At 63.2% G+C, this 18,786-nt stretch carries 14 protein-coding genes; 3 read left to right on the top strand and 11 right to left on the bottom strand.

Annotated features, from left to right (window positions below; genetic code table 11):
* Positions 1–3: 3 nt before the first annotated feature.
* Genes HOP58_RS08625 through ligD form a run of 4 tightly spaced genes read right to left on the bottom strand, consistent with a single transcriptional unit; the run spans position 4 to position 4,713 of the window.
* Entirely contained in the window at positions 4–1,155 is a 1,152-nt protein-coding gene (locus HOP58_RS08625; RefSeq protein WP_234260110.1) for a Ku protein, read from the bottom strand.
* On the bottom strand, positions 1,148–1,924 hold the full coding sequence (locus HOP58_RS08630) for a Ku protein (protein ID WP_234260111.1): 777 nt from the start codon (positions 1,922–1,924) through the stop codon (positions 1,148–1,150). The genes HOP58_RS08625 and HOP58_RS08630 overlap by 8 nt, the downstream gene beginning before the upstream one ends.
* Positions 1,924–2,145, bottom strand: a complete 222-nt coding sequence (locus HOP58_RS08635) for a hypothetical protein (protein ID WP_234252714.1) — start codon at positions 2,143–2,145, stop codon at positions 1,924–1,926. The genes HOP58_RS08630 and HOP58_RS08635 overlap by 1 nt, the downstream gene beginning before the upstream one ends.
* Before the next feature lie 27 nt (positions 2,146–2,172).
* Positions 2,173–4,713, bottom strand: coding sequence for a DNA ligase D (gene ligD / locus HOP58_RS08640; protein WP_234260112.1), 2,541 nt, complete (start codon positions 4,711–4,713; stop codon positions 2,173–2,175).
* A 248-nt stretch (positions 4,714–4,961) separates the two neighbouring features.
* Here ligD and HOP58_RS08645 point away from each other — a divergent pair, with 248 nt between their 5' ends.
* Both HOP58_RS08645 and HOP58_RS08650 read left to right on the top strand, forming a co-directional pair.
* Positions 4,962–6,251 carry an ATP-grasp domain-containing protein gene (locus HOP58_RS08645; RefSeq protein ID WP_010629699.1) on the top strand — a complete coding sequence of 430 codons (1,290 nt, stop codon included), beginning with the start codon at positions 4,962–4,964 and terminating at the stop codon, positions 6,249–6,251.
* Positions 6,252–6,268: 17 nt separating this feature from the next.
* Positions 6,269–8,311, top strand: coding sequence for a CocE/NonD family hydrolase (locus HOP58_RS08650; RefSeq protein ID WP_234252716.1), 2,043 nt, complete (start codon positions 6,269–6,271; stop codon positions 8,309–8,311).
* 236 nt (positions 8,312–8,547) lie between these two features.
* Here HOP58_RS08650 and HOP58_RS08655 read toward each other — a convergent pair whose 3' ends face one another.
* From HOP58_RS08655 to HOP58_RS23260, 3 genes are all read right to left on the bottom strand, one after another.
* Positions 8,548–9,066 (bottom strand): ferritin-like domain-containing protein, encoded by a 519-nt coding sequence (locus tag HOP58_RS08655; protein WP_010629697.1) that lies wholly within the window; start codon positions 9,064–9,066, stop codon positions 8,548–8,550.
* Between the two features lie 42 nt (positions 9,067–9,108).
* Positions 9,109–9,945 carry a manganese catalase family protein gene (locus HOP58_RS08660; protein ID WP_234252717.1) on the bottom strand — a complete coding sequence of 279 codons (837 nt, stop codon included), beginning with the start codon at positions 9,943–9,945 and terminating at the stop codon, positions 9,109–9,111.
* Between the two features lie 153 nt (positions 9,946–10,098).
* On the bottom strand, positions 10,099–10,392 hold the full coding sequence (locus tag HOP58_RS23260) for a general stress protein (protein ID WP_346657454.1): 294 nt from the start codon (positions 10,390–10,392) through the stop codon (positions 10,099–10,101).
* 341 nt (positions 10,393–10,733) lie between these two features.
* On the opposite strand from HOP58_RS23260, the gene HOP58_RS08675 reads away from it, so the two are divergent.
* Entirely contained in the window at positions 10,734–11,396 is a 663-nt protein-coding gene (locus HOP58_RS08675; RefSeq protein ID WP_010629694.1) for a response regulator transcription factor, read from the top strand.
* Between the two features lie 104 nt (positions 11,397–11,500).
* On the opposite strand, the gene HOP58_RS08680 is transcribed toward HOP58_RS08675, so the two are convergent.
* The 4 genes from HOP58_RS08680 to HOP58_RS08695 all read right to left on the bottom strand — a co-directional run bounded on the left by HOP58_RS08680 (position 11,501) and on the right by HOP58_RS08695 (position 18,230).
* Positions 11,501–15,454 (bottom strand): NahK/ErcS family hybrid sensor histidine kinase/response regulator, encoded by a 3,954-nt coding sequence (locus tag HOP58_RS08680; RefSeq protein WP_234252718.1) that lies wholly within the window; start codon positions 15,452–15,454, stop codon positions 11,501–11,503.
* A gap of 101 nt (positions 15,455–15,555) precedes the next feature.
* Positions 15,556–16,071, bottom strand: coding sequence for a hypothetical protein (locus tag HOP58_RS08685; protein WP_234260113.1), 516 nt, complete (start codon positions 16,069–16,071; stop codon positions 15,556–15,558).
* Positions 16,072–16,166: 95 nt separating this feature from the next.
* Positions 16,167–17,963, bottom strand: coding sequence for a sodium:solute symporter family protein (locus HOP58_RS08690; protein ID WP_010629691.1), 1,797 nt, complete (start codon positions 17,961–17,963; stop codon positions 16,167–16,169).
* A 6-nt stretch (positions 17,964–17,969) separates the two neighbouring features.
* Positions 17,970–18,230 carry a DUF4212 domain-containing protein gene (locus HOP58_RS08695; protein ID WP_010629690.1) on the bottom strand — a complete coding sequence of 87 codons (261 nt, stop codon included), beginning with the start codon at positions 18,228–18,230 and terminating at the stop codon, positions 17,970–17,972.
* Positions 18,231–18,786 lie beyond the last annotated feature (556 nt).

Raw genomic sequence — 18,786 nt, forward strand, 5'->3', positions numbered from 1 at the left:
ATCTCAGCCGGCGGCGGCGATGGCCTTGACCAGCTCGGCCTTGCTCATGCGGCTGCGGCCGGGCAGGTTGAGCTGCTGGGCGCGTTCGTAGAGCTCGTCACGGGAGAGATTTTGCAACTCGGCCGACTCGGCGCTGCGGCGCTTGCCTTTGCCGCGCTGGCCCGTCGGTCGTTTCTTCGCCTCACTGCGCCTGGCTGTCGGCTTGGCGCGTTTTTCCGTCTTGCTCTTGCCGGCGTCGTTGCGTGCCGCCTGCCCGGGCGGGCGACCTTCGGCCAGGCTCTGCTTGAGCACCTGCATCAGGTCGACCACTTCGCCTCCCTGCTCCGGCTCGAACTCGGGGGCATCTTCCTCGCCCAGCGCGATTACATCCTCGCCACGTGCGAGTTTCTCCTCGGCGCGGGCGACGATACGCTGGCTCTGCAGGTCCTGAAGCTCCTCGCGTTCGAAATCCTTCGCCGTCAGGGCCTCGATGGCCTGCTGCATGGCCTTGGCCCGCTGCTTGTCGGGCCGGATGGCCTTAGGCAGGGCGATATCCTCAGGGGCGCGCACCTCCTCGGCGAAGCGTAGCGTCTCGGCGTGCAGGATTCCTTTCTCTGCGATGATCGCCACCAGGTACTCCTTGCCACGCATGACGAAGGTGGCGATGCCGGCACGCCCGGTGGCCTCCATGCTTGCGGCCAGCAGGCGGTAGGCCTTGGTCACGCCTTTGTCGGGGGTCATGAAGTAGGCGCGCTGGAAATACATCGGGTCGATCTCGTCGAGGCCGACGAAGCGCTTGAGGTCGATCTCCTGGGACTTCTCCGGGGCCAGCGAATCGAGCTCGCGATCTTCCACCACCACGAACTCATTCTTCTCCACCTCGTAGCCGCGGATCAGCTCGTCATAGTCGAGCACGCGCTCCTCCTTCTCACAGAAGTAGCGCCTTGCCAGCGGTGTGCCATGCGCGTCGACCATGCGCAACGACACCGGCTTGGGCCGGTTGGCCGGGTAGAGGTTGACCGGCAGGCTGACCAGGCCGAAGGTGATGGTGCCCGACCACAGCGGTCGCGGGCCGCTGGAGTGGAAGCGTTTCTTCTCCTCGCCCTGGGCCGATTCGTTCTTCTCTTTCGTCTTGCGCTTCTCCTTCGGCTTGGCTTTGGATTTTTGGCTAGGCACGTTTGCGCTCCTTCTTCAGGCTGGCCTCGAGCGCCTTGGAGAGGTCGTCGGAAGCTTCGCGGCGGCGAATCGGCGTGACCTTGACGCTCTTGCCGCGTCGCTTGGCCTCGATCAGCTCCAGTAACCGCTCGCGGTACTCGTCGTGGTACTCGTCGGGGTCGAACTCGGCCTCCAGCATGCCAATCAGCTGGCGGGCCATGTCGAGCTCCTTGGCGTCCAGCGGCTTGCCCTTGGGCGGTTCCAGGGCGTCCACCGGCACTACCTGCTCCTCGTGGCGCAGCGACATCAGCATCGGCACGCCGCGATGCAAGCGCAGGGCGCCGACGTAGCTCTTCTTGCGCATGACCCATCGTGCCAACCCCTCCTTGCCGCTGTTTGCCAGCGCCTCTGCGAGGGCGAAATAGAGCGACTCGCTGCCATCCGGGCCCAGGTAGTAGGGGCGGTCGTACCAGCGATGATCGATCACCTGCGGCGGCATGAAGCGGATCACCTCGATGTCGCGGCCCGAATCCGGCTCCAGCGCCTCGAGCTCCTGTTTGTCGAACACCACCAGGCTGCCCTTATCGGTGCGATAAGCGCGGCGTGTCTCGGCGTGGGGGACGATCTCGTCGGTATCGGGGTTGACCATGGCCTGCTTGACCGGCGAGCGGTCCTTCTCGTGCAGCAGGCGGAAGTGCACGCTGCGGTCCTGTACCGCGGAGTAGAGCTTCACCGGCACCTCCACTTCAGCGAAGCGGATCACGCCCTTCCACATCGCCCGTGCCGCCATCACGCCTTTCCTCCTTGGCACTTCTCTTCTTCGTGGCACTTTTCTTCTTCGTGACATTCGGGGCACAGCGTGTCACGAGTGTCGAAGCGTGCCGCGACGCAGGCCGGGCAGATCGGCCGGTCGCAGTAGATGCAGTGGTAGCCTGCCTCGTAGTGGAAGGTGCGCAGGCAGAACTGGCAGGTCTCGGGGCCGCTCTCCATCCACCAGGGCGCTTCGCTCATGTCATTCCCTCCGGTACAAGACCAGTGTCATTTCACTCCCACGGCCTTGAGCAGCTTGGCATCCAGCGGGCGTGCCGCCTCACTGAAGCCTGCCCAGGGGTCCTCGCGCAGGGCCGAGAGCCGCCGGCGCAGGTTCTGCACGTTGTAGCGGTCGGCGCGCAGTGCGGCGTTGAGTTCGTCCCAGCGAATCGGCACCGCTACCGGGGCATTCTGGCGGGCGCGCACCGTGTAGGAGGCCACCGCCGTGGCGCCGCGGCCGTTGCGCAGGTAGTCGATGAAGATGCGCCCCTCGCGTTTGGCCTTGGACATGTTGGTGGTGAGCCGCTGCGGATCGTCCTTGGCGTGAGCCTCGGCAACCCCCTTGGCGAAGGCCTTGGCCCGGTCCCACTCGGCGCCGGGTTCGATCGGCACCACCAGGTGCAGCCCCTTGCCGCCGGTGGTGCGCAGGAAGGGGGTGAGTCCCAGCGACTCCAGCCGCTCGCGCAGGGTGCCGGCGACCCGCAGGATTTCCTTCCAGGCGATGCCTTCGTCCGGGTCGAGATCGAACACTAGATTGTCGGGCTGTTCGAGGTGGTCGATGCGGCTACCCCAAGGATGGATCTCCAGCGCGCCAGCCTGCACCAGGCCGAACAGATCGGCGGCGGACTCGACATAGACGTACTCGGCGCTGCCTTTCTTCTCCGGCACGTCGATGCGCGGCACGCTGTCGGGAATGGCGCTGCGTGGGTGCTTCTGGAAGAAGCACTCGTCGTTGCGCCCCTGGGGGCAGCGCACCAATGACAGCGGCCGCCTGGCCAGGTGGGGCAGCACCCACTCCTGGATCTGCTCATAGAAACGCGCCAAGTCGAGCTTGGTCAGCCCCTGCTCGGGAAACAGCACCCGGTCGGGGCTGGTCAGGCGCACGCCAAGCAGCGAGGTTTCGTCCTTGCGCTTGCGCGTGGCCGGCTTGTCCGGCTTGGCGTCCTTTGTCGAAGTGCCTTCGGCAGCCATCTCCTTGGTCGGGGTCATGCGAATTTCCTCCGGATTGCGATCCTCACGCAGGCCGCGAAAGGCCGGGTGACGCAGGCGGCCGTCGCGGGTGCGTTCGGTGAACTCCACCTCGATCACCAGCTCGGGGCGCACCCAGTGCACGGCGCGGCTGTCCGGCACGCTGCCGTGAAAGGGGGAGCGTTTCACTTCGAGCTCCTGCAGGGTGGCGCTCAGTCGTTCGAGCAGACGATGGCTGAAACCGGTGCCAACGCGCCCGGCGTATATCAAACCCTGCTTGCCGTAGGCGCCCATCAGCAGCGAGCCGAATCCGCTGCGTGAGCCGCCGGGCTCGGTGTAGCCGCCGACGATGAACTCCTCGTGGCTGACGCACTTCACCTTCAGCCAGTCGCGGCTGCGCTTCTGCTGGTAGCGGCTGTCGGCGCGCTTGCAGATGATGCCCTCTAGCCCCATCTGGCAGGCGCGCTCGTGGAAGGCCTCGCCCTGAGCGTCGAGATGGTCGGAGTAGCGGATGGTGCCGTTTGCCGAGGCCATGTCCGCCGCCTCGAGCAGTGCCGCGAGTGTGCGCTTGCGCTCCAGCAGAGGCACCTTGGCCAGGTCGTATCCCTCCAGGTAGAGCAGGTCGAAGAGCTGGTAGACCAGGGCAGATGTGCGGCCGCTGGAGAGCGCCTCCTGCAGCTCGTCGAAGCGGCTGATGCCATCCTTGCCCATGGCCACCACCTCACCGTCGAGCAGCGCCGAGTCCACCGGCAGCGGTTCGAGCGCCCGGGCGATCCCGGCAAAGCGCTGGGTCCAGTCCTTGCCATTGCGGGTGATCAGGCGCACGTCGCCCTTTTCGATGCGGGCCAGCAGGCGATAGCCGTCGAGCTTGATCTCATGGATCCACTCGCCCTGGGTTGGCACCTCGCGGGCCAGAGTGGCCAACTGCGGCTTCACTTCTCTTGGCAGCCTGGCCTTGCGTGCACCGTCGAGACGGCTTGGATCGGGAAGTTCGGTCGTGTCGGCGCCCCAGGTATCGTCACGCTCCTCGGCGATTTCGCCCATGCTGCGGCCGCTGACGATGCTTTCGTCCAGATCTACCGTTAACGATGCGTCCATGCGCGGCTTGTCGTCGTGGTGCTTGATGAGCAGCCAGTTGCGAGCGTGCTTGTCCTGACGTTTTCCGCTCATGCGGGTCAGGGTCCAACTGCCCTTGAGCCTTTCGCCGTCGAGCTCGATATCGATTCGGTCCGGCTTGGGCTTGCCCTTGAGCTGCCAGGTGCCGCGGTCCCACAGCATCACGGTGCCGCCGCCGTAGGATTTTTCCGGGATCACGCCTTCGAACCCGCCGTACTCCAGCGGGTGATCCTCCACTTCCACGGCCAGACGCTTCTCGCCGGGTTCGAGGCTCGGCCCCTTGGGCAGCGCCCAGCTTCTGAGCACGCCGTTCTGCTCCAGGCGCAGGTCGAAGTGGTCGTGGCTCGCCGCGTGCTTGTGCATCACGTAAAGGTTGCCCGTTGCCGATCCCTTGTCGGTTCCACCGGCAGGCTCGCGGGTGCGCTCGAAATCGCGCTTGCGGCGATACTCCTCGAGTTTCTCCATCGGCTCCATCCTTGGCCGCTGATTGCGGTACACAGCCACACCTTCAGCCTAGCTGCGCTTGTTCCTGGCGCAAATACCAACGCTATCCGTCATCTTGGGTTCCGTTGTGTTTCCTCAGAGTGCCCATGGGTAAAGAATCGTCTTGGCCGTGGAACCTTTGGCGCCGGCTCCTTATCTTGTGAAGGGTAAGGAAGCAGGAAGTCCCGGGATTGGGGTTTCCAAAAAAGTACCGTCATGGAGACAGATGGATGAAGCGGAACATTTTCGTCGTGGCGCTGGAGGAAATTCAGCGCGAGGAGCTGGAAACCTTGCGCCACTCCGACCAGTTCGAAGTGCACAGCTTGCTGTCGGTCAAGACAGCCGTCGAGTCACCCCAATTTTCCTTTGACGAACTGTTGGACCAGGCGCGCCAGAAGCTCGCAGCGTTCGACGGTTCCGTCGATGCCATCGTGGCCCAATGGGATTTTCCCACCAGCGTGATGGTCCCCATTCTGTGCCGGGAGTACGACATACCCTCGCCTTCGGTGGAAAGCGTACTCAAGTGCGAGCACAAATACTGGAGCAGGCTCGAGCAGCAGAAGGTCATTCCCGAAGTCGTACCGGAATTCTGCGCCGTCGACCCCTTCGTCGAGAATCCGCTTTCCCAGGTAACACTCGACTATCCCTTCTGGATCAAGCCGGTCAAGGCGTTCTCCTCGCACCTAGGCTTCAGGATCGAGAACGACGAGCAGTTTCATGCTGCCATCGAGGAGATTCGCCAGGGTATCCGTCAGCTCGGCGACCCGTTCAACGAGGCGCTGCGCCATGCCGAACTGCCATCGCACATACAGGAAATGGACGGTAATTCCTGCATTGCCGAGCAGATCGTTTCCGGGGTGCAAGGCGCACCTGAAGGCACGGTATATCGCGGTGAGTTCAACGTCCACGGCATCATTGCCCAGCCCAACTCGGTCAACAAGGAGATCCCCTACGACCGGCTGGAGTACCCGAGCAATCTGCCCGAGCGCATCCATCGTGAAATGATCGATGTCTCGCGTCGCTTCCTCGAGCACATCGGCTACGACAACGGCTGCTTCAACGCCGAGTTCATGTGGGACGAGGCTCAGGACAAGCTGTGGCTGATCGAGGTGAATACCCGAATCTCACAGTCTCATAGCGAGATATTCATCATGGTCGACGGCATGTCCAACCATGAGGTGGCGGTCGACATCGCTTTCGGCGAGCGTCCTTCGCTGGCCAATCGGCAGGGCGTGGCAGCGGTGGCTGCCAAGTGCTACATCCCCTACGAACATCGCGATGGCATCGTCAAGCGGGTGCCGAGCGAAGCGCAGATCGAGGCGCTCACCCAGCGCTTTCCGGGCACCAAGGTGAGGATCGACGTGGAGCCCGGCACTCGCCTGGGCGAACTGATGCATCAGGACAATTTCTGCTATCGCCTGGGCACTCTTTACGTGGCAGGCGAGGATCATGATCAGATCGAGGAGCGCTACAGAGCCTGTCTGGAGGCCCTCGAGTTCGAGATCGAACCCATCGAATGAACCCGCAAGGAGGAACCATGAGCATCATGGATTCGTTTCCCTACCAGGTTCGCGAGATAGAGAACGTCTTCATACCGATGCGCGACGGGGCTCAGCTGGCAGCCAGGATCTGGCTGCCGGAGGGAGCCGAGGGAACGCCCATGCCGGCGATACTGGAGTATATCCCTTACCGCAAGCGTGACATCACCCGCGCGCGCGACAACGCCAACCACGCCTACATGGCCGGGCATGGCTATGTCTGCGTGCGGGTGGACATGCGCGGCAGCGGCGACTCCGACGGCGTGGTCACGGATGAGTACACCCAGCAGGAGCAGGAGGATGCCGTCGATGCCATCGCCTGGCTCGCCGAGCAGTCCTGGTGCGATGGCAACGTCGGCATGATGGGTATCTCCTGGGGTGGCTTCAACAGCCTGCAGGTAGCCGCCCGGCGGCCACCCGAGCTGAAGGCGATCATCAGCATCTGCTCGAGCGACGATCTCTACGCCGACAACATGCACTACATGGGCGGCTGCCTGCTCGGCGACAACCTCTCCGAAGCCACGGTCATGTTCGCCTTCAACAGCCTGCCGCCGGATCCGCAGATCGTCGGCAACCGCTGGCGCGACATGTGGTTCGACCGCATGGAGAACAGCGGCCTGTGGCTCGAGCCCTGGCTCGAGCATCAGCGCCGCAGTGCCTACTGGACGACCAGTTCGGTGAACGAGCACTATGCGGCGATCCAGTGCCCGGTATATGCCATCGGCGGCTGGGCGGATGGCTTCACCAACACCGTGCTGCGCCTGATGCAACACCTCGAGGTGCCGCGTAAGGGGTTGATCGGACCCTGGGGCCACAAGTATCCGCACCAGGGGCTGCCGGGGCCGGCCATCGGCTTTCTGCAGGAGGCGCTGCGCTGGTGGGATCATTGGCTGAAGGGCCGGGACACGGGCATCATGGACGAACCCATGCTGCGTGCCTGGCAGCAGGACAGCGTGCCGCCCGATACCTCCTATGAAGAGCGGCCCGGGCGCTGGATCGGTGAGTCTGCCTGGCCTTCGGCCAACATCAGCGAGCGGCGCTATGAGCTTGGCCCTTATACCATCCACATGGGTGAAGGCCACGGCGGGCCTCACCAGCGCAACGCTCAGGAGAGCGCCCTGGCATTGCAATCGCCGCTGAGTGTGGGTCTGGCGGCGGGCAAGTGGTGCTCTTATGCCGCAACGCCGGACCTGCCCGGCGACCAGCGCGAAGAGGATGGCGGCTCGCTGATCTTCAGCAGCCGAGAGCTGGCCGAGCCTGTGGATATCTTCGGCATGCCTGAGATCGAACTCGAGATCTCCAGTCACAAGCCCCAGGCGATGCTCGCCGTGCGTCTCTCGGACGTGGCGCCCGACGGCAAGGCGACCCGAGTCACCTATGGCTTGCTCAACCTTTCTCATCGTGACAGCGACGCCGACCCCGAGCCGCTGGTACCGCATCGCCGCTATCGGGTGCGTATCCCGATGAACGGTATCGCTCAGCGCTTTCCGGCAGGACATCAGCTGCGCCTGTCGGTCTCGACCTCCTATTGGCCCCTGGCCTGGCTGCCGCCGGAGCCGGCTCAGGTCGACATCTACCCTGAAGGCAGCGCGCTGATACTGCCCGAGCGAACCCCGGGGGAAGAGGATCGGCGCCTGCCGGAGTTCAACGAGCCCGAAGAAGCGCCCCCGCTCAACGTGCACACCTATGCGGCCAGCGAGCACAACTGGCTGCTGCATCGCGACTTGGCGACCAAGGAGTCCACCCTCGAAGTGATCAACGATCAGGGTCATTTCCGTATCGAGGACATCGGTACCGAGGTGAGGCGCAGCACCCGCGAGTGGTATAGCACCTTCAACGACGATTTCACCTCGGCGCGCGGTGAGACCTATACCGAGCGTGCGTTCAAGCGCGACGACTGGAACGTCGAGGTTTACACGCGCACGGTGCTGAGCTGCGACGAGAGCAACTTCTACATCCACGCCCAGCTCGATGGCTATGAGGACGAGTACCGCGTCTTCTCCAAGAACTGGGAGAAGGTGATACCGCGCGACCATATGTGATCGATCCACCTCGCTCGGATGCAATAGCGCCGTGCCTCTGGGCACGGCGCTATTGTCTCGTATGGCTCACGTCTGGGCATGGCGCGTGCGAGTCGGACGGGTGAGAGGTGGGGCCGTGAGGCTACGCTGCAAGACAGTGCACGACGGAAAAAACCCCGGCGGGGAGCCGGGGAGGCGGGGGCCTACGGAAATGCACTGGGTCTATCAAGAAACGGCGCTCTTGGGAAACGGTGCGCTCAGGTCTTGGCGCGCAGGTCGCTATCCTCAGAACGCTCCAGGAACTGCTGCGTGATCTCGTCGAGGTGATTACCGAGCCACTCTGCCATGGCCTCCTCCTCCTTGAGAATCTCTTCGCAGATCCGGGCGATCTCGGGCTTGCCCACCTTGTTGGCCGCCTGGATCAGAACCTTGTAGCTGGAGATCTCGAAGTGCTCGAAGGCGTAGCTGGCCATGGCGCCCTTGACCACTTCGTCGCCTGCCATCATGCCGCTCATGCCCTGACCGAAAGCGGCAAGCTTGCCGCCCAGATCCTTGACGGCCGATAGGTCGGTGCCGAGCAGCGCGATACACTGCTCGATTTTCTCCGTCTGACCGCGCGTCTCGGTCAGGTGCTGCTCGATGCGCGACTTGAGCTGCGGATAATGCTCCAGGCGGCTGGCCTGGGCTTCGAGCATCTTTTCCGCCTGCTTCTCCATGGCATGCGCATCGCGCAGCCAATCTTCCAGATGTTTGGGGCTTTGCGGTTCGGTACCCATTGGTTCTCTCCTTAGGTGTCGTCCATGATGATTCCACCGGATTCACTGCGGCGGGTTGATCTGCTCTTCCTGAGCGCCGGAGTGGGGCTTGGCCGGGCCCAGCTTGGGCTCCTGGCCCTCCGGTGCCGGCTGGTTCCGCACCGAGAATTCGCCGCGACCGTCGAACGACGGGCCTTCGCTCCAGCGACCCTTGGGCGCTTCCTTGTCCAGCAGAGTGTTGAGGTAGTAGTAAGAGTGCTCCGTCGCCTCGTGTGCCTCGGGCGTGGCGTTGGGAATCGGCAGTTGGGCCTCAAGGCCGCCCATCTCCTCTATCACGGCCAGCCACTGCTGCTGATGGGCCGTATCGCGGGCGATCAGGAAGGCGAGGAAATCCTTCATGCCATGATCGTCGGTCCAGTTGTAGAGACGCGATGCCAGCACGCGACCGCCTGCCTCGGCGGTGACGTTGGCCAGCATGTCCGCACCGACGTTACCGGTGGCGTAAATGTGGCTCATGTCGAACGGCACGCCATTGGCATTTTCCGGCAGTGCGGCAAGGCCGGAGGAGAGTAGATGGCGTGGGTTGGTGCCACCCAGAATGGCGCGTACCACCGGGTCCTTGGCCGAGGCTTCCTGATAGGAGACCGGAGCACCCTCCAGGTTGAGGGCGACGGCATGGCCGAGCATCTCGATATGCGAGAGCTCCTCGGTGGCCGTCGAGATCAACATGTCGCGAATGCGGTCGTCGCCGCGAGCCCCCATGGCCTGGAAGAAGTACTGCATGGCAACCCGGATCTCGCCCTCGACGCCGCCGATCGCCTGTTGCAGCAGCATGGCGAATTCAGGGTTCGGCTTGTCGACCTTGACCGGGTATTGCAACTTCGACGAGTGATGAAACATGGTGCCTCCTGCTGCTCGACACTATGACCACCTCCAGCACGGCAGTCCCTGCCCAGACAAAGCCGGGTACGGCTTGCCTGTGAGCTGAAGGAGATGGCCGAGAGGCACAGCCTGTCGGAGCGGAACTCCGACAGGCTGTGCTCGACAAGGCGCTCAGTGGCCTTGGCTCTTGCCGCCTTTGCGGCCGGCTTCGGAGGCTTTCTGACGGTCGTTGGCAAAATTGCCCCCGCTGTTCTGACCGCCCTTCTGGCCGGCCTGAGAGGCCTTCTGCGGATCGTTGGCGAAGTTGCCGCTACTGCGCTGGCCGCCCTTCTGGCCGGCTGCAGAGGCCTTCTGCGGGTCGTTGGCGAAGTTGCCGCCGCTGCGCTGGCCGCCTTTCTGGCCGGCTTCGGAGGCCTTCTTCGGGTCGTTGGCAAAATTGCCGGGGTTCTGGTTACGCTGTGCCATGGGGTCTGCTCCTTGAGGTTCCGTTCGTACACGTAGTGCTTCGTGTACTGAGTACTTCCATTTACCGGGAATCCGGCACTGCTGGCGTCTGCCATCGTCTTTGAAGATAGGAGTCGGGTTTCTCCGCCATCAAGGACGTTGCTGTATCCATGTGAAACGGAAGTTGTCCCGTTTCCGCCGCGTTGTATTGGCATGGAAGGGCGGATGACGAATGAATTGTCGACAGTGGCTTCCATGCGCTTGGGAAGCGCCCAAGCATGGGGTAACATGCGGTGAACAATCGAAATAGCCCCCTGTGTGGCGGCCGTAGGCCCCGTGCTCGAGGAACCGGAGGAGAATCCATGGCCTTTGCCCAGAAATTCATCGTTGCCGATGACCATCCGCTGTTCCGTGCAGCGCTGACTCAAGCGTTGCGCCAACTGGCACCCCAGGCCGAGATCGTTGAAGCCGATACCATGGAGGCGACCAGCGAGGTGGTGACGCGTCATCCCGATGCCGATCTGATCCTGCTCGACCTGCACATGCCGGGGGCTCACGGTTTTTCCGGCCTGATTCAACTGCGCGGTCAGACGCCTGACATTCCGGTGGCGGTGGTTTCCGGCAGCGACGAGCCGCACGTGGTGCGACGCGCCATCGATTATGGCGCCTCCGGCTTCATCCCCAAGTCCTCATCCCTGCAGCTGATCGCCGAGGCGGTCGGCGAAATCCTCGACGGCGAGGTGTGGCTGCCCAAGGAGCTGGCCGACAGCCTGGGCGATGCCAACGAGGAGGAGACCCGCTTCGCCGAGGCCATCGCATCGCTGACCCCGCAGCAGTTCCGCGTGCTCAACATGCTCACCGAAGGGCTGCTCAACAAGCAGATCGCCTACGAGCTGAACGTCTCCGAGGCCACCATCAAGGCCCACGTGACCGCCATCCTGCGCAAGTTGGGGGTGCACTCCCGCACCCAGGCTGTGATTGCAGCCCAGAAACTCGAGGTCGAGCCGCCCAAGGTCGAGTCCTGACCGACCAGCGACAGGCAGCCCCAAGCGCAACGACCGCCGGATGACAGCATCCGGCGGTCGTTGCGTTTGGGGCGTTGCGTTTTGAGCATTACGGTTGGGTAGGATCAACCTTCCTGTCGGGCTGCCCGGCTGGCCTGCAGCGTGCGGGTCAGCAGGGCGCGCAGAGCGGCGGGGCGCACCGGCTTCTGCAGCAAGTGGTAGCCGCTGCGGCGAATCACCTCGGCCACCTCTTCGGTGCGGTCGGCGGTGATCACGATGCCCGGCACGGCGCTCTCCAGTCTCTCGCTCAATGCCTCGAGCGCCATCAGGCCGGTCACTTCGTTGTCGAGGTGGTAGTCGGCCAGGATGGCGTCCGGCTCGCCGTCGAGGTTGCGCAGCACCGACTTGGCGCCGCCGATGGTGGTCGCGGTATAGACCTCGCAGCCCCAGCCGGAGAGCATCGCCTTCATGCCTTCGAGAATCAGCGTCTCGTTGTCGATGCACAGCACGCGGGTGCCGACCAGCTTGTTGCCCACGCGGCGCGACGAGGCGGCCTCCTCTGCGCGCTCGGTATCGCTGCGTGGCGCCACCACCGGCACGCTGACGGAGAACATGGTGCCGATGCCTTCGCGGGAGAAGACCCTGATCGGATGGTCGAGTACCCGGCTCATGCGGTCGGCTATGGAGAGGCCAAGCCCCAGCCCCTTTTCGCTCTCCTTGTGCCGCGATGCCTGATCCAGGCGGCGGAACTCCTGGAAGATCTCCGCCTGCTTGGATTCGGGAATGCCCGGGCCGGAGTCCCACACCTCGATGGTCAGGCGTGATCCACGGCGCCGGCAGCCCAGCAGCACGCGACCCTCCTGGGTATAGCGCAGCGCGTTCGAGAGGAAGTTCTGAACGATTCGGCGCAGCATCTGCGGGTCGCTGTCGACCCAGATTCGCGTCGGCACCACCACCAGGTCGAGGCCGCGCTCTTCGGCCATCACCTCGAACTCGGCGCGCAGCGGCCGGAAGATGTCCGCCAGGGCAAAGTGGCTGCGCCGCGGCGTCAGAGCGCCGGCATCGAGCTTGGAGATGTCGAGCAGGGTGCCGAGCAGCTCCTCGGCGGCCTGCAGCGAGTTGTCGATATGGCCGATGGTACGCTTCATGTCCACCGCGTCCATCTCGTTGGAGAGGGCCGAGGTGAACAGGCGCGCGGCGTTAAGTGGCTGCAGCAGGTCGTGGCTGGCAGCGGCCAGGAAACGGGTCTTGGAAGCGTTGGCATCCTCGGCCACCTGCTTGGCCTGACGCAGCGCCTGCTCGGCCTCGGCCCGCACCCGGTTCTCCTGGCGCAGCGCGGTGTTGGCTTCCGACAGCGCCTGAGTACGCTCGCGTACCCGCTCCTCCAGGGTCTCGTTGGTCTCCTTGAGCGCGATCTCGGCCAGGCGCCGCTCGGTGATGTCCTGGTAGAGCGAGAAGAAACCGAGGATGGCGCCGCTGTCGCCGAAGTGCGGGGTATAGGTCACCAGCATGTAGCGCAGGTCGTCGCCGAGGTGCATCGACACTTCGAAGCTGACCCGCTCGCCGGCCAGGGCCCGGTGTATCCAGGGCTCGCGCTCCTGCGCCATCTCGTCGCTGATGACGGCGTTGACGTGCTTGCCGATGACCTCGTTGCGGTCGATGCCGAAGGCCTGCTCGTAGGCACGGTTGGTAAAGAGGTAGCGGCACTCCTTGTCGAAGTAGGCGATCAGCGCCGGCACGTTGTCGGTGTAGATACGGATGTTGTTCTCGGAGCGAATCAGCGCTTCCTCGATGCGCTTCTGCTGGGTGATGTCCTGATAGGTATAGACGAAGCCGCCGCCCGGCATGGGGTTGCCCTGCACCTCGAGGACACTGCCGTCCTGGCGGTAGCGCACGTAGCGATGGGGCTGGCCGTCGCGGATATTGTCGATCAGCAACTGCACGTGCTCTTCCGGATCGCCGGGGCCGTATTCGCCGTTGTGGGCGTTGTAACGGAAGATCTTGTCGATCGGCGCACCCACGCGGATCAGATGGTCGGGGAAACGGAACAGCTCCAGATAGCGCTGGTTCCACACCACCAGGCGCATGTTCTGATCGACCACGCTGATACCCTGGTTGATGTTCTCGATGGTGGCCTGCAGCAGGGCCCGGTTGAACTCCAGCACCTGCGAGGCTTCGTCGACGATGGAGATCACGTCGGAGATGCCGATGCCGCGGCCCTGCAGCGCTGAGTTGACCACGATGCGCGCCGAGGAGGCGCCAAGTACCGAAGCCAGGAAGCGCTCGGTGAACTGGATCACGTCGATGGAGGCACGGTTGCCGTCTTCCAGCGGCTTGCCGGTGCGCCGGGCGTAGTCGTCGAAAGCACGGGCCACCTGACCGGCACCAAGGAAGCGCTCGCACAGCACCTTGAGATCGCCCACCGTAGTGGCGCCGGTCCAGGGGCGGTTGACCGAGGTCTGGCGGGTCTCGACGCTGTCGACGAACAGCGAGGCCTGAATACGCTCGACCACCCGCTGCGAGGTGATCTGGGAGACGAAGATGTAGCAGAACAGGTTGATGCCGAGCGAGAGCATCACGCCGTGAGTGAAGGCGTCGCCGAAATTGAGCCCGAACAGCGCGGTGGGTGTCAGCCAGGGGTGGCCGAAGGGGCCGCCACTCAGCCACTGGGCAGGCAGCACGCCGCCCTGGATCATCGCCGGCATCAGGAGGCTGTAGGCCCAGATGGCAAAGCCGGCGTTCATGCCCACGATCACGCCCAGACGGTTGCCGCGCTTCCAGTAGAGCCCGCCGATCAGGGCCGGGGCGAATTGGGCCGCGGCGGCGAAGGAGAGCATGCCGATCGACGCCAGCGAGGTGAATTCGCCGATCAGCTGATAGAAGCCATAGGCCAGGGCCAGAATGACGCAGATAGTGATGCGGCGGGCCTTGAGTACCAACCGACCGTAGTCGCGCGGTCTGGCATCGAGCCAGCGCATACGGAACAGCAGCGGTATCACGATCTCGTTGGAGATCATGATCGACACCGCCACCGTGGCCACGATCACCATGCCGGTGGCTGCCGAGAAACCGCCGATGTAGGTGAGCAGGGTCAGCCACTGCTGCTCGGCGGCCATGGGCAGCGCCAGCACGAAGGTATCGGGTTCCACCGAGCCGTCGGGGAACAGGGCCAGGCCGGCGGCGGCGATGGGCAAAATGAAGAAGGCAAACGCCACCAGATAGAGCGGAAACAGCCAGCGCGCCTTGGCGGCATCGCTGGGGTGCGTGTTCTCCACCACGGCGACGTGGAACTGGCGCGGCAAACAGAAGATCGCCAGCATGGCCAACAGCGTCTGAGCCCAGAAGCCGCGGCCGAAGTTCTGGTCGGCCAATTGGCGCTGCAGTTCCAACTGGGTATCGGCCAGCGCCATCAGCTCGCCGAGCCCGCCGAACATGCCCCAGGTGACGTAGGCGCCCAGGATCAGGAAGGCCAGCAGCTTGACCATCGACTCGAAGGCGACGGCGTGGATCAGGCCCTCATGGTGCTCGGTAGCGTCGGTGTGGCGGGTACCGAACAGAATGGCGAAAGCGGCCATGACCAGGGCGACGAAGAACGCCGTATCGGCGAAAACCGGCGTATGGGTGATGTCGGCCGCATCCGTCAGTACGGCGAAGGAGGTCGCCACGGCTTTCAGCTGCAAGGCGATGTAGGGCAGCGTGCCGATCAGTGCCACCAGACTGGCGAAGGCGGCCAGCGACTGCGTCTTGCCGTAACGCGAGGCGATGAAGTCGGCGATCGAGGTGATGTTCTGGCGCTTGGCCACGCGAATCATCTTGGCCAGGATCGGCCAGAACAGCAGGAAGGTGAGGATCGGACCCACGTAGATGCTGGCGAACGACCAGCCGGCGGTGGCTGCCTGGCCCACCGCGCCGTAGAAGCTCCAGGAGGTGCAGTAGATGGCCAGCGCCAGAATGTAGATAGCCGGACGTTTGCGGCTCGAGCCGCGCTGGCGTGCGTTACGGTCGCCCAGCCAGGCGATGCCGAACAGAACGGCGATATAGAGCAGCGAAACGGCGATCAGCAGCCAGCCGGCAAACATTCTTTCTTCCCCCGATAACTGCTCACCATTCTAAAGCGATATCGACCCGAGAACACTCGGGCCGACAGGACAGCGCAAGACGCCCTGCCGACTGTTCGACGCTACCAGGGGGAGCAGACTGCCTCGAGCAGGCGTGAACCCTCGTTGAGCCGGCGCATGCCCTCGGTGCGGGGCTGGCGGCTCTCTTCGCTCAGCGGCACCATTTCGGCCGTGGTGCAGTTCATCAGATAGGGCTGATGAGTCAGGCGGTCGACGTACTCCTTCTCGAAGCGATAGAGGATGAATTCGACCAACTGCTGGTCGTTCGCCTCGCGCGGCACCATGCTGCTCTGGTCGACCACACTGAAGGCCGCCGTGAGCGGATACAGGTAGGTCCAGGGACGCCACGGCATGCTGTCCTGCTCGGTGTGGACCACCCGGGCCGTGGGTGGCAGCTGCTCCAGCTTGTGGTCGAGCCAGGAGTATTCGTAGTGGATCTGGTAGCCCAGCATGCCCAGCCCGGCAAACACTGGGATGATCCACTTTGGCAGCCGTTTGCCGCTGGCCACGCGCAGTATCAGGCCAATTCCCGCCGCCCCCAAGGCGGCGAAGATCGCCGCGATCAAGTGCCATATCATGACGCCACCTTTATCAATGCAATCGGGCTTCCCGGTGGGAAGCCCGATCTGGTTCGGTTCCCGGCCCTGGGGCAGGGCCGGGGGGTGATTATGGCTTAGTGGCCGGTGGCTGCGCCAGCGCCTTTCGGATAGCGCACGCTTTCGACCAGTTCCTGGATCTCCTGCGGCGGCTCCTCGGTGGCGCTGGATACCGCGTAGGCCACGGCGAAGTTGATCATCGCACCCACTGCACCGAAGGAGAGCGGTGAGATGCCGAACAGCCAGTTGGATTCGACGTTCGCCAGCATGTTGGTGCCGGGAATGAAGAACCAGCCCAGGTAGGTGAAGATGTACAGCAGGGTGGAAAGCAGGCCGGCCAGCATGCCGCAGATGGCGCCCTTGCTGTTCATCCGGGTGGAGAAGATACCCATCATCAGCACCGGGAACAGCGAGGCGGCGGCGATGCCGAAGGCGAGTGCTACCACCTGGGCCGCGAATCCTGGCGGATTGAGGCCGAGGTAGGTCGCCAGCAGGATGGCGCCGGCCATGGAGATCCGTGCCGCCAGCATTTCGCCTTTCTCGGAGATGCTCGGGTTGATGGTGTTCTTGATCAGGTCATGACTGATGGCGGAAGAGATCGCCAGCAGCAGGCCTGCCGCGGTGGAGAGTGCCGCCGCGATACCGCCCGCTGCGATCAGGCCGATGACCCAGCCCGGCAGGTTGGCGATTTCCGGGTTGGCCAGTACCAGGATGTCGTTGTTCACCGTCAGTTCGTTGCCTTCCCAGCCAAGCTCGCTGGCGATGGGCTGGAAGCCCGGGTTGGCATCGTTGTACATCTGGATGCGGCCGTCGTTGTTGTGATCGGTGAAGGTGATCAGGCCGGTGTCTTCCCAGGTGCGGATCCAGTCAGGACGCTCCTCGTAGAGGATCGGGTTGGCCAGTGCCTCCTGGTAGTCTTCCACCTGTCCGGCCATTTCCGGGAAGATGGTGGTGGCCAGGTTGAGGCGCGCCATGGAGCCCACGGCCGGTGCGGTCAGGTAGAGCAGGGCGATGAACACCAGTGCCCAACCGGCGGACCAGCGTGCATCGGCCACCTTCGGTACGGTGAAGAAGCGGATGATGACGTGGGGCAGACCGGCGGTACCGATCATCAGCGACAGGGTGAACAGCACCATGTTGAGCTTGTTGTCGACGTCGGCAGTGTAGTCGCGGAAGCCCAGCGCCGTTACCACCTCGTCGAGCTTGGCCAGCAGCGGCACGCCGGATTCGGTGTGGGTGCTGAACATGCCGAACATCGGGATGGGGTTGCCGGTCAGCTGCATGGCGATGAACACGGCAGGGATGGTATAGGCGATGATCAGTACGATGTACTGGGCCACCTGAGTGTAGGTAATACCCTTCATGCCGCCGAATACCGCATACAGGAAGACGATGCCTGCCGCGATCCAGATACCGGTGCTGCTGGGTACTTCGAGGAAGCGTGAGAAGGCCACGCCGGCGCCGGTCATCTGACCGATAACGTAGGTCACCGAGGCCACGATCAAGCAGATTACCGCGACCACGCGGGCAGTCTTGCTGTAGAAGCGGTCGCCGATGAAGTCGGGCACGGTGAACTTGCCGAACTTACGCAGGTAAGGGGCAAGCAGCATGGCCAGGATGACGTAGCCGCCGGTCCAGCCCATGAGGAAGGTAGAGTTAGCGTAGCCGCCGGAAGCCAGCAGACCGGCCATGGAGATGAAGGACGCCGCTGACATCCAGTCGGCCGCCGTGGCCATGCCGTTGGTGACCGGATGGACGCCGCCGCCGGCGACGTAGAAGTCCTTGGTGGAGCCGGCTCGTGCCCAGATGGCGATGCCGATATAGAGAGCGAACGAGCCGCCCACGAAGAGCAGGTTGATGGCAAACTGACTCATGCTGGTTTACTCCCCCAGGCCGAACTTCTGGTCGAGCTTGTTCATCTTCCAGGCATAGAAGAAGATCAGGCCGATAAAGGTGAGAATGGAGCCCTGCTGAGCGAACCAGAACCCGAGGTCGGTGCCGCCGATCGGTATCCCCGAGAGCAGGGGCCGAAACAGCATGGCGCAGCCGTAGGAAACGAACGCCCAGACGATCATGCATCCGGTTATGAGGCGTACGTTTGCCTTCCAGTATTCAGCAGCATTGATCTTGTCATCTGCCATAGTGATGCTCTCCACTTGTTGTTAAAGGTTGGGGAAGTCGCACAGAGAGATGCCATATTTCATCAGGGGGTTGCACTGAGCGAGTCGAATCGGGTGCATGAACGAAGGCCTGTCGGCGCCCGAGGATCCCTTGCTCCCTGCGTACATCCGCGCTTCCCGCTACGACCGGTTATCCATTAGTCGAGTCGCGTTATCCAGGTGCGATCACCCTGTATGACTCATGAGCAATACTGGTCAATAAACTCAAAAAATAAAATCCCAGACTTTGGTATCATGAGTAAATTGTAATAGAAGGGTGTTTGTGATTTTTCTTTATTTTCAGTGGCTTGTGTTTGTCTTTTGTCATGTTTTCAGGTGGCTGAGGAGTCAGTGATAGGACGATTGTCTAGCATTGAACTTTTGTCTATTAGCTGTTTGGTTTAGGGGGTGTCTTCCTCTTCAAGTGGTGCAGACGTTCTGGAAAAGAGTTCTTTGGACGTTGGTCTAGGTTATCTCCTAAATCTTGGGGCTGTTATCCTGCCTCGAGGATGCAAGCAGTGCTTCTGCCAAGGCTTCG

Source organism: Halomonas sp. MCCC 1A11062 (assembly GCF_021404355.1).
GTDB classification, from domain to species: Bacteria; Pseudomonadota; Gammaproteobacteria; order Pseudomonadales; family Halomonadaceae; genus Halomonas; species Halomonas aerodenitrificans.